The sequence below is a fragment of the Kosakonia sp. genome (assembly GCF_032104925.1).
In the GTDB taxonomy this organism is placed as follows: domain Bacteria; phylum Pseudomonadota; class Gammaproteobacteria; order Enterobacterales; family Enterobacteriaceae; genus Kosakonia.
The window spans coordinates 333,500-345,747 of the sequence record NZ_DAMCGF010000001.1; the positions used below are offsets into that span (position 1 = coordinate 333,500).

The 12,248-nt window shown below is 57.7% G+C and carries 7 protein-coding genes; all 7 read left to right on the plus strand.

Annotated features, from left to right (window positions below):
* Positions 1-38 precede the first annotated feature (38 nt).
* Positions 39-908 (plus strand): class A beta-lactamase, encoded by an 870-nt coding sequence (gene bla, locus RT644_RS01640; RefSeq protein WP_313625242.1) that lies wholly within the window; start codon positions 39-41, stop codon positions 906-908.
* A 162-nt stretch (positions 909-1,070) separates the two neighbouring features.
* Positions 1,071-4,121: a formate dehydrogenase-N subunit alpha gene (gene fdnG, locus RT644_RS01645; protein ID WP_313625244.1), complete on the plus strand. Its 3,051-nt coding sequence runs from the start codon at positions 1,071-1,073 to the stop codon at positions 4,119-4,121.
* 12 nt (positions 4,122-4,133) lie between these two features.
* Positions 4,134-5,021, plus strand: a complete 888-nt coding sequence (gene fdxH / locus RT644_RS01650) for a formate dehydrogenase subunit beta (RefSeq protein WP_313625246.1) — start codon at positions 4,134-4,136, stop codon at positions 5,019-5,021.
* Entirely contained in the window at positions 5,014-5,655 is a 642-nt protein-coding gene (gene fdnI / locus RT644_RS01655) for a formate dehydrogenase-N subunit gamma (RefSeq protein WP_016496119.1), read from the plus strand. Before fdxH ends, fdnI begins: the two co-directional genes overlap by 8 nt.
* A 106-nt stretch (positions 5,656-5,761) precedes the next feature.
* Positions 5,762-7,549 carry a malto-oligosyltrehalose trehalohydrolase gene (treZ, locus tag RT644_RS01660; RefSeq protein WP_313625248.1) on the plus strand — a complete coding sequence of 596 codons (1,788 nt, stop codon included), beginning with the start codon at positions 5,762-5,764 and terminating at the stop codon, positions 7,547-7,549.
* Complete coding sequence (treY, locus tag RT644_RS01665; protein ID WP_313625250.1) at positions 7,546-10,056, plus strand: malto-oligosyltrehalose synthase; 2,511 nt, start codon at positions 7,546-7,548, stop codon at positions 10,054-10,056. Before treZ ends, treY begins: the two co-directional genes overlap by 4 nt.
* A gap of 71 nt (positions 10,057-10,127) precedes the next feature.
* The gene (gene glgX / locus RT644_RS01670) at positions 10,128-12,206 is read left to right on the plus strand and encodes a glycogen debranching protein GlgX (protein WP_016496116.1); all 2,079 of its coding nucleotides are present in this window, start codon (positions 10,128-10,130) and stop codon (positions 12,204-12,206) included.
* Positions 12,207-12,248 lie beyond the last annotated feature (42 nt).

Sequence of the window (12,248 nt, forward strand, 5' to 3'; positions counted from 1 at the left end):
ACTTGTGATGTTGCTCTGTCTGAACAAGGATTATACCTATGTTTTTCCCAGTGAAATCAATCTGTTCTTTACTGTTATTGAGCGCGTTTGCCGCCAGCGCCGCCAATATTGATAACGCCACGCTGACGGCGGTGGCTCGCCTGCAGGAAGAACACTTAGGCGCACGCATCGGCATTGCGGTAGTGGATACCGCCAGCGGTGAGACGGTGAGCTACCGCGGCGATGAGCGTTTTCCGCTTAACAGCACCCACAAAGCGCTGCTGTGCGGCGCGGTGCTGAGCAAGGTCGACAAAGGCGAACTGGCGTTAAATGAGACCACTCAGTTTGCGCAAAGCGAGCTGGTGACCTGGTCGCCGGTGACCAGCAAGTTTGTTGCGCCTGCTTCGATGAGCTGGCAGCAACTGTGCAGCGCGGCAATCACTGAAAGTGACAACACGGCGGCAAATCTGCTGGCGAAAAAACTGGGCGGACCGGCAGCGGTGACGCGTTTCTTTGCTGATTCCGGTGACAGTGTCACGCGGCTCGATCGCGGCGAACCTGAACTCAACAGCGCCGTGCCGGGCGATTTGCGCGATACCACCACGCCGCTGGCTGTCAGCCACACGCTGCAAAAGCTGGCGCTCGGCGAGCTATTAACGCCGCGTTCGCGCGCGCAACTGGTGCAGTGGATGAAAGAGGATAAAGTCGCCGATGCGCTGCTGCGTTCCACGTTGCCAAAAGGCTGGGTGATTGGCGATAAAACCGGGGCGGGCGATTATGGTTCGCGTTCGATTATCAGTATTGTCTGGCCGAAAAAAGGCGCGCCTCGTATTGTATCTATTTATATAACGGATACTAAAGCGACAATGGCGCAAAGTAATGACGCCATTGCCCGCATCGGCAAAGCCATATTCAGCGCGACGAAGTAATAAAAAGGGCAGAGAGAAAAATCTCTGCCACTTATTTTAGTTAAATAACTTTCTGCCCCAAATTACCCGCAAAAATAACCATAAATGGATAATGGTTAAGTGTTGAGAATATCCTTATAATCTCCGTCCCTTTTCATGTCTTAAGTTTAAGCTGGAGGACAAATGGAGCTCAACCGGAGGCAGTTCTTTCGGATCTGCGCGGGCGGTCTGGCAGGAAGCACTGTCGCATCTCTCGGATTTTTATCTTCTTTTTCCGTTCACGCGGAAACCCGTCAATATAAACTCTTAAAAGCAAAAGAGACGCGAAATAACTGCACCTATTGTTCAGTCGGCTGCGGCATGCTGATGTACAGCCTCGGTGATAATGCGAAAAATGTCAGTGAAAGTATTTATCACATTGAAGGCGACGCCGATCATCCGGTGAGCCGGGGGTCATTGTGCCCGAAAGGCGCTGGCGTTCTGGACTATATTCACAGCGAAAATCGTTTATTACATCCGCAATATCGCGCGCCGGGTTCCGATAAATGGCAGCGAATTAGCTGGGATGAAGCAATTGATAAAATCGCGCGGTTAATGAAAAAAGATCGCGATGAAAACTTTATTGAAAAAAATGCGCAGGGCGTAACGGTCAATCGCTGGACCACCACCGGCATGCTCTGTTCTTCCGCCGCCAGTAATGAGACCGGCATTCTTGACGGCAAATTTACCCGCGCGCTGGGCATGGTGGCGATCGACTGTCAGGCGCGGTTGTGCCACGGCCCGACCGTTTCCGCGCTGGCACCGACCTTTGGCCGCGGCGCGATGACCAACAACTGGGTGGACATCAAAAACGCCAACGTGGTGCTGATCATGGGCGGTAACGCCGCCGAAGCGCACCCGGTCGGCTTTAAGTGGGTGGTGGAAGCGCAAACCAAAAACAACGCCACCGTGATGGTCGTCGATCCGCGCTTTAACCGCAGTGCGGCGGTGGCCGATTTCTATGCGCCGATCCGCGCCGGTTCCGACACCGCGTTTCTGCTTGGCGCGATCCGCTATCTGATTGAACATGACCAGATTCAGCATGAATATGTGCGCCACTACACCAATGCCAGCCTGATTATTCGCGAAGATTACGCCTTTAACGACGGCCTGTTCAGCGGCTACGACGCGCAAAAACGCCAGTACGACAAATCAAGCTGGTTCTACCAGCTCGACGCCCAGGGCAATGCATTGCGCGACGAGACGCTGAGCCATCCGCGCTGCGTGTGGAACTTGCTGAAAGCCCACGTTGCGCGCTACACCCCGGAAATGGTCAGCCGCCTGTGCGGCACCACGGTAAAAGATTTCACCCATGTTTGCTCGGTGCTCGGCAGCACCAGCGTGCCGAACCGTACCGCTACCATTCTTTATGCGCTGGGCTGGACGCACCACTCGGCCGGGGCGCAGATCATTCGCGCGGCGGGGATGCTGCAACTGCTACTCGGTAATATCGGTATGGCGGGCGGCGGCGTGAACGCGCTGCGGGGCCACTCGAATATTCAGGGCTATACCGACTTAGGCCTGCTGTCGACCAACCTGCCGGGTTATATGCCGCTGCCGTCAGAGAAACAGCCGGATTACCAGACCTATATTTCGCAAATCACCCCGCCGTCGCTGGGGGTGAACGAAGTGAACTACTGGCAGAACACGCCGAAGTTTTTCATCAGCATGATGAAGAGTTTCTGGGGCGATCGCGCCACGGCGGAGAGCAACTGGGGTTACGACTGGCTGCCGAAATGGGATCGTCTCTACGATGTGATGACCCAGGCCGAACTGATGCTCGAAGGCAAAATCAACGGTTATATCGTGCAGGGGTTCAACCCGCTGGCGGCTTTCCCGGATAAGAACAAGTCATCACGCGCGCTGGCGAAACTGAAATACATGGTGGTTATCGATCCGCTGGCGACTGAATCCTCCACCTTCTGGCAGAACCACGGTGAAATGAACGACGTCAATCCGGCGGAAATTCAGACCGAGGTGTTCCGTCTGCCATCCTCCTGCTTTGCTGAAGAGGACGGTTCCATCGCCAACTCCGGGCGTTGGTTGCAATGGCACTGGGCCGCCGCCGAGCCGCCGGGAGAGGCATTGCACGATGCCAAAATCCTGGGACGCCTGTTTATGCGCCTGCGCGAGTTGTATCAGGCCGAAGGCGGAGCCAACCCGGAACCGCTGCTGAACATGTCCTGGGATTATAACGATCCGTACGATCCGCATCCGGAAGAGGTGGCCCGCGAAGCCAACGGTAAAGCGCTGCGCGATCTGTATGACGACAAAGGCACGCTGATTGCCAAAAAAGGCGAGCAGTTAAGCAGCTTTGCGCAACTGCGCGATGACGGCTCCACCAGCAGCTTCTGCTGGGTGTACTGCGGTAGCTGGACGGAGCGCGGAAACCAGATGGCGAACCGTGATAACAGCGATCCGTACGGGCTGGGCTGCACGCCGGGCTGGGCGTGGTCGTGGCCGGCGAACCGCCGCATTCTTTACAACCGCGCCTCTGCCGATCCGGCGGGTAAACCGTGGGATGCGAAGCGCGCACTGCTGCACTGGGATGGTCAGCGCTGGACAGGTATGGACGTTGCCGATTACAGCCAGGCTGCGCCAGGGAGCAATGTCGGGCCGTTTATCATGAACCCGGAAGGCGTGGCGCGCCTGTTCTCCATCGACAAGATGAACGACGGCCCGTTCCCGGAACACTACGAGCCGATTGAATCGCCAATTGGCACCAACCCGCTGCACCCGGAAGTGGTTTCCAGCCCGGTAGCGCGTATTTTCGCCGCCGACAACGCCAATATGGGCAAAGCGGATGCTTTCCCGTATGTCGCCACCACCTACTCAATAACCGAGCTGTTCCGCCACTGGACGAAACATGCCCGCCTTAATGCCATCGCGCAGCCGGATCAGTTCGTTGAGATTGGCGAAGCGCTGGCAAAAGAGAAGGGCATTCTCGCCGGCGACGACGTGAAGGTGATGTCGAAACGCGGTTTTATCAAAGCCAAAGCGGTGGTCACGAAGCGTTTGCAAACCCTGACCATTGACGGTCGCCGGGTCGACACCGTCGGCATTCCGTGCCACTGGGGTTTTGAAGGGGCCACGCGTAAAGGCTTCCTTGCTAACACACTGACACCATCGGTGGGCGACGCTAACTCGCAGACGCCGGAATACAAGGCGTTTTTGGTCAATATTGAGAAGGCGTAAGGAAGCGAAACCATGTCCATGCAATCACAAGACATTATTAAACGTTCAGCGACCAACGGTTTTACGCCGCCGCCGCAGGCACGGGATTTCCGGGCCGAAGTGGCAAAGCTGATTGATGTGTCCACCTGTATCGGCTGTAAAGGCTGTCAGGTGGCCTGTTCCGAGTGGAACGATATCCGCGATGAGGTGGGGTATTGCGCCGGGGTGTATGACAACCCGCTCGATTTAAGCGCCAAATCCTGGACGGTGATGCGCTTTAGCGAAACCACGCAAAACGGCAAGCTGGAGTGGCTGATCCGCAAAGATGGCTGTATGCACTGCGCGGAGCCGGGCTGCCTGAAAGCCTGCCCGTCGGCGGGCGCGATCATTCAGTACGCCAACGGGATTGTCGATTTCCAGTCGGAGCACTGCATTGGCTGCGGCTACTGCATTGCCGGTTGCCCGTTCAACGTGCCGCGTCTCAACCCGGACGATAACCGGGTCTACAAATGCACGCTCTGTGTCGATCGCGTCAGCGTCGGCCAGGAGCCAGCGTGTGTGAAAACCTGCCCGACCGGGGCGATTCATTTTGGTACCAAAGCCGAGATGCTGGAGCTTGGCGAGCAGCGCGTGGCGCAGTTGCAAAAACGCGGTTATGCCAATGCGGGGGTATACAACCCGCAGGGCGTGGGCGGTACGCATGTGATGTATGTGCTGCATCATGCCGACCAGCCGGGGCTGTATCACAACCTGCCTGCGGAACCGAAAATCGATGTGCCGGTTAATGTGTGGAAAGGCATTCTCAAGCCGCTCTCCGCCGCCGGGTTTATCGCCACCTTTGCCGGTCTGCTGTTCCACTACATCGGCGTAGGGCCGAACAAAGAGACGGATGACGATGAAGAGGAGCACGACCATGAATAAAAGCAAAATGATCCTGCGCACCAAATTTATCGACCGGGCGTGCCACTGGACGGTGGTGATCTGCTTTTTCCTGGTGGCGTTATCCGGTATCGCGCTCTTTTTCCCGACGCTGCACTGGCTGACGCAAACCTTCGGCACACCGCAGATGGGGCGCATTCTGCATCCGTTCTTTGGCGTGCTGATCTTTCTGATCCTGATGTTTATGTTCGTGCGCTTTGTGCACCACAACATCCCGGACAAGAAAGATCTGCCGTGGCTGAAAAACATTGTTGAGGTGCTAAAAGGCAACGAGCACAAGGTGGCGGATGTTGGCAAATATAACGCCGGGCAAAAAATGATGTTCTGGACCATCATGAGCATGATTTCGCTGCTGCTGGCGACGGGCGTGGTGATCTGGCGACCGTACTTTGCCCACTTTTTCCCCATCTGGCTGATTCGCTGGTGTTTGCTGGCGCATGCCACCAGCGCCATTATCCTGATGCTCGCCATTCTGGTGCACATGTATATGGCGTTCTGGGTGAAAGGTTCGATCAAAGGCATGATTGAAGGCAACGTGAGCCGCCGCTGGGCGAAGAAGCACCATCCGCGCTGGTATCGCGAAGTCGAAGCCGCAGAAGAAAAACAACAGCAGTAACGCAACTCACCGCCCGGTATGCGCGTGCATGACCGGGCGGCCCGCCAATGGCTTTGCAGATTATCGACTATGATTGTTCTTCGTGACATCGTGGAGAGGTAATTGCATGGCGTCGAAATCGTTTTGTAAAAGCTGGGGAGCCGAATACCTCGCGAATGGTCGCGTGCGTTTTCGGTTATGGGCCACCGGGCAGCAGCAGGTTTCACTGCGTTTACCGGCTGGCGAATTGCCAATGCAACGCCTTGATGACGGCTGGTTTGAACTGACCGTCGATAATATCGCCGCTGGTACGGCGTACCAGTATCTCCTGAGCAACGGCATGGCGGTTCCCGATCCCGCCTCGCGCGCGCAGGCCGCCGACGTTAACGGTCCTTCACTGGTCGTCGACCCGGATCATTACGTCTGGCAACACCCGCAGTGGCAGGGCCGCCCGTGGGCAGAATCCGTAGTCTATGAGCTGCATATCGGGACATTCACCCCGCAGGGAACGTTTCGCGCGGCGATGGAAAAATTGCCGCACCTCGCGCAACTCGGCATCACCATGATAGAAGTGATGCCCGTTTCCCAGTTTGGCGGCAATCGCGGCTGGGGCTATGACGGCGTGCTGCTTTATGCGCCGCACTCGGCTTACGGCACGCCGGATGATTTTAAAGCCTTTATCGACGCGGCTCATGGTTACGGCCTTTCAGTGGTGCTGGATATTGTGCTCAACCACTTTGGCCCGGAAGGCAACTATTTGCCCGCGCTGTCGCCGGATTTTTTCCACGCCGAACGCCAGACGCCGTGGGGACCGGGCATCGCGTATGACGTTGACGCCGTGCGGCGTTATATCGTTGAAGCGCCGCTCTACTGGCTCAACGAATACAACCTGGACGGGCTGCGGTTTGATGCCATCGATCAGATTGAAGACAGCGCCGAGCCGCCAGTGCTGGTGGAGATTGCCCGCCGTATTCGCGAGGAGATCACCGACCGGCCGGTGCATCTGACCACCGAAGATTGCCGCAATATTATTGCGCTGCATCCGCGCGAGCCGGATGGGCGTGCGCCGCTGTTTACCGCCGAGTGGAACGACGATCTGCACAATGCCGCGCATGTATTTGCCACCGGCGAAACCCATGCCTATTACCAGGATTTTGCGGATAAGCCTGAAGTCTGGCTGGCGCGCGCGTTAACTGAAGGGTTTGCATTTCAGGGGGAAGTTGCCCCGTCAACCGGTGAACCGCGCGGAGTGGACAGCCGTAACCAGCCGCCGGTGGCGTTTGTCGATTTTATCCAGAACCACGATCAGACCGGCAACCGCGCCCAGGGCGAGCGGCTCATCACGCTGGCGGGCGAGGAGAGAACGCGCGTGCTGCTCGGCGCACTGCTCTTTTCCCCGCATATTCCGCTGCTGTTTATGGGCGAAGAGTATGGCGAAACCAATCCTTTCCTGTTCTTTACCGATTTTCACGGCGATCTGGCGCGCGCCGTGCGTGAAGGGCGCGCGCGCGAATTCCAGGGCCATGCGGGACATGAGGGGGAAGCGGTTCCCGATCCGAACGCGCCTGAAACCTTTACCCGTTCACAACTGGACTGGGCGAAAACGCAGCAGGAGACCGGCCAGCGCTGGCTGACGCAAACCCGCGACTGGCTGACGCTGCGCCAGAAATATGTGGTGCCGCTGCTGACAAATGCGCAGCGGCAAAATGGGGAAGTGATCGCCACCGCGCCGGGGTTTATCGCGGTCCGCTGGCGCTTCCCGCAGGGGACATTATCGCTGGCGCTCAATATTGGCGAAGCCTCGCAACCGTTGCCGGAACTACCCGGCAAAACGCTGGTGGCCTGGCCGCGCGGGCAGGATGACTTACCGCCGAACGCGTTCATTGTTCGTCTGGCTTTGGGAGAGGGAATGTGAATACGCCAACCGCCACTTACCGCTTGCAGTTTCGTAACGGAATGACGTTTGATCGCGCCGCGGCGCTGGTTCCGTATCTTAAACACCTTGGTATCAGCCACCTTTATGCTTCGCCCATTTTTACCGCTGCCAGTGGCTCCACCCACGGTTATGACGTCACTAACGCCAATGAGATCGATCCGACGCTTGGCGGGCGCGGCGGGTTTGACCGGCTGGTGAGTGCGTTAAAAAACGCCGGGCTGGGGCTGATTCTGGATATTGTGCCAAACCATATGGCCGCGTCGCTGGAAAACGCCTGGTGGCGCGATGTGATAGCCAAAGGCGAGAAAAGCCCATATGCCCACCATTTCGACATCGACTGGTCGCGGCGGCTGACGCTGCCGTTTCTCGGTGATGATTTTGACACCGTGCTTGCAAACGGCGAGCTGGCGATCAAAGCCGATCCGCTGACCGGTGAACCGGCGCTGGCCTATTACGACAACTTTTATCCGCTGGTGGCAGAGAGCTGGCAAGGGCGGGAGCAGGCACTCATCGGCGAGACCGATCACACGCTAATCGCTGACATTCATGCGCAGCAGCCCTGGCGGTTAATGAGCTGGCGCGATGCGGCGAATGACCTCTCGTACCGACGCTTTTTTGAAATCACCGGCCTGGTTGGCGTGCGCGTGGAAGATGAAGCGGTATTTGATGATGCGCACCGGCTGATCCTTGAACTGGTGCACAGCGGCGCGGTGGACGGTTTGCGAATCGATCACGTTGACGGGCTGGCCAATCCGCAGGGTTATCTGACGCGCTTACGCCAGAAGGTGGGACCTGAGTGTTACCTTACGGTGGAGAAGATCCTCGGCAAAGGCGAGCATCTTCCGGCTGACTGGCCGGTTTCCGGCACCACCGGGTATGAATTTATCGCTGCGCTGTCGGATGTGCTGGTCGATGACGCAAAGCTCGCTAACCTGCGCAAAGCCTACGACAGCGTTGCCGGGCGGCGCGTGAATATGCGCGAGGAGCTGCGCGACGCCAAGCTGCTGATGGTCGATCGTAACTTTAACGGCGAATTCAGCGTGCTGGTGTCGCTGGCGCTCACTATTGGTCACGCGGAAATCCCGGTGCCGCAGGAGGACGCGGTGCGCCAGGCGTTGCGCGAACTGCTGATCGCCTTCCCGGTTTATCGCACCTATGGCACGGAACAGGGGCTACCGGAGGCTGACACCGCGCTGTTAAACAAGGTGGTGGAGAGCGTTCAACGCAGTCCGTATGCGCCGGACGCTGCCGCGCTCGATTTTGTGCGTCGCATTTTAGTGGGCGATGTGGCGAAAAGCGCGCTCGGTGCGGCGGCACGTTTTCGTACCCGCTTTCAGCAGCTTACCGGCCCGCTGATGGCGAAATCCGTCGAAGATACGCTCTTTTTCCGCCAGCATGTCGATCTGGCGCTTAACGAAGTCGGCGCGGAGCCACTACCGCGCACCTTTTCGCTCGATCGTTTCCACGCAGAGATGCAAACCCGGCTTGAGCGCCAGCCGGATGCGCTTTCCGGCACCTCAACCCATGACACCAAACGCGGGGAAGACGCCAGGGCGCGGCTCTATACCCTGACGGAAGCGCCCGAACGCTGGGCCGATTGCGTGGCGCGCTGGCGGCAGATGAACCATAGCAAAGTGCAACTGCTGGACGATGGACACGCCCCGCGACCGATGGTGGCGTGGATGATCTATCAGGCGCTGGCGGGCGTCTGGCCGGTCAACTTACAAGCCGATGACGTGGAAGGTTTGCGTGCGCTGGAAGAGCGGTTTGTGGCGTTTGTTGAAAAAGCGCTGCGCGAAGCGAAACAGCGTACCGACTGGATCGAGACTAACGACGCCTATGAACAGGCGGTGCTTGATTACGTGCGTCATTTGTTGTCGCCGGAGAATCGCGAGTTTTTAACCGATTTTACCGCCTCGCTACAGCCCTTTATTCGCGCCGGGCTGGTCAATAGCCTGACGCAAACGGTGATCAAACTGACGGCACCCGGCGTACCGGATATTTATCAGGGCAGCGAAGCGCTCAATTTCAGCCTGGTCGACCCGGATAACCGGCTGGAGCCGGATTACGCCGAGCTTGAGCGCCTGCTGGTAGACGAAGAACAGGCCGATCCGCATTCGCAGGAGAGCTGGTCGAGCGGGCAGTTAAAGCAATTTTTCATCTACCGGCTGCTGCATTTACGCCAGCAGATGCCGTCGTTGTTCCGCCGGGGCGCTTATCTGCCGTTGACCGTTGCGGGTGAAGAGGCGGAGCACCTGATCGCCTTTGCGCGCGTGGAAAATCAGGATGCGTTAATTGTGCTCGCCCCGCGTCTGCTGTTCGATGCCATCGACGGCAGCCTGGCGGGCGCCAATATTGCCCTGCCGGCGGAACTGGCGAATCGGCGTTACCGGGACATACTCAGCTCAGAGGAGGTTTTTCTCACCGACAAAGTGAATCTGCGATCGATAGGCGGTTTCACCTTTGCGGTACTGGTCAGTGCATGATTGCGAAGAAAAGGGTGCGGTTCATCAATCGTTATGTCTGGTGAGACTTTACAGGCGATCAAGGGGAAGCAATGTCTGACGGAAAACAGTTTTACATTACGGCGGGGCACGGCCAGCAACTCGGTGCGAATTACGACGGTGAGGGCGTTAACTTTGCCCTTTTTTCAGCGCATGCGCATCGTGTGGAGCTCTGTTTATACGCGCCCGATGGCAAGCAGGAGATCGCCCGGTTTGATCTGCCGGAAAACACGCACGAGATCTGGCACGGTTATGTGCCAGGCCTGCAACCCGGCGCGTTATACGGCTACCGGGTGCATGGCCCGTTTGAGCCGGAAAACGGCCACCGGTTTAACCCGAATAAATTATTGATTGACCCTTATGCCCGCGAACTGGTCGGGGATATCGAGTGGAACGCGGCCCATTACGCTTATGATTTAGGCCATGAAGATAAAGATCTGACCTTTGATACCCAGGACAGCGCGCCGTTTACGCCCAAGTGCCGGGTTATCGATCCCCACGCGTTCGACTGGCAGGACGGCGCACGGCCGAATATTCCCTGGCCACGTACGGTTTTCTACGAAACCCATGTTAAAGGCTTCACCCAGCTTAATCCGGCGCTGCCGCCGGAACTGCGCGGCACGTTTGAAGGGATGGGACATAAGGCCTCGGTGGAGTACATCAAAAGCCTCGGTATTACGTCTGTCGAACTGCTGCCGGTTCACTGGTTCCCGGACGACCAGCATTTGCTCGATAAGGGGCTGCGCAACTTCTGGGGCTATAACACGCTTGGTTTCTTCGCCCCGGCGTCGCGTTATTACGGGCCGCGCGGCATTCAGGGCTTTCGCGATATGGTGCGGGCGTTTCACGATGCTGGTATCGAAGTGATCCTCGATGTGGTTTATAACCACACGGCAGAAGGCAACGAACTGGGGCCAACCCTGTCGTTTAAAGGTATCGATAACTTCTCTTATTACCGCACATTGCCGGATCAGCACCGTTACTACATCAATGACACCGGCACCGGCAACACGGTGAACACGTCGCACCCGCGCGTATTGCAGATGGTGATGGATTCGCTGCGTTACTGGGCAGAATCGATGCATATCGACGGTTTTCGCTTCGATCTGGGCACCATTCTCGGGCGCGAGCCGGAAGGGTTCGACCAGCGCGGCGGCTTTTTTGATGCCATGACGCAGGATCCGCTGTTATCCAGGCTGAAACTGGTTGGCGAACCGTGGGACATCGGCCCCGGTGGTTATCAGGTGGGCGGTTTCCCGCCGGGCTGGGCGGAGTGGAACGATAAATACCGCGACACGCTGCGTGAATACTGGAAGGGCGATAACGTTTCGACGGACTTTGCCGCCCGCCTGCTGGGCTCCGGCGATCTGTACGATCAGCGCGGACGTCGCCCGTGGGCAAGCGTGAATTTTATTACTGCCCACGACGGTTTTACGCTGAACGACCTGGTGTCGTACAACGAAAAACATAATGAAGCCAACGGCGAAGACAATAACGACGGTCACAATGACAACCGCTCCTACAACTACGGCGCGGAAGGGGTGACCGACGACGAAGGCATCAACACCGTGCGCGAACGGCAAAAACGCAACTTCCTTGCGACGCTGTTTTTCTCCCACGGCACGCCAATGCTGCTGGCCGGGGATGAGTTTGGCCGCACCCAGCAGGGCAACAACAATGGCTACTGCCAGGACAGCGAAATCTCGTGGATCGACTGGGACGCACCGCACAGCGGCAACGGGGAAGCGCTGCGTGAATTTACCCGTCATGTTATTGCGCTGCGGGCATCACAGCCGATCCTGCGGCGTGAAAACTGGCGCGATGGCATGGAGATCCGCTGGTACAACGCCGGTGGCGGCGAGCAGTTACCGGAGCAGTGGGATGAAGGTACGACGCTCGGCGTTTATATCGGACGCCCGGATTTGCAGGAAGAAGAGGGGATCTGGCATGACGTGCTGATGCTGTTTAACCCGTTTGAAGGCACGGTGCCGTTTCGCATTCCGCAGTTCGGCGAAGGCGGCTGGGTGCTGGAATTGACCACCGCCGATAGCGCGAAACGCGGGGTTGTTATTACCAAAGAGAAGGATTTCGAACTCGAAGGGCGCAGCATCGTGCTGTTCCGCCGTCCGTAAGCAGTGATGCGCCAGGCGACATGCTTGCCTGGCGCGTTATAT

Excerpts from the sequence above, each read along its gene's own strand:
- bla (WP_313625242.1), top strand. The coding sequence starts at position 39 with ATGTTTTTCCCAGTGAAATCAATCTGTTCTTTACTGTTATTGAGCGCG.
- fdnG (WP_313625244.1), top strand. The coding sequence starts at position 1,071 with ATGGAGCTCAACCGGAGGCAGTTCTTTCGGATCTGCGCGGGCGGTCTG.
- fdxH (WP_313625246.1), top strand. The coding sequence starts at position 4,134 with ATGTCCATGCAATCACAAGACATTATTAAACGTTCAGCGACCAACGGT.
- fdnI (WP_016496119.1), top strand. The coding sequence starts at position 5,014 with ATGAATAAAAGCAAAATGATCCTGCGCACCAAATTTATCGACCGGGCG.
- treZ (WP_313625248.1), top strand. The coding sequence starts at position 5,762 with ATGGCGTCGAAATCGTTTTGTAAAAGCTGGGGAGCCGAATACCTCGCG.
- glgX (WP_016496116.1), top strand. The coding sequence starts at position 10,128 with ATGTCTGACGGAAAACAGTTTTACATTACGGCGGGGCACGGCCAGCAA.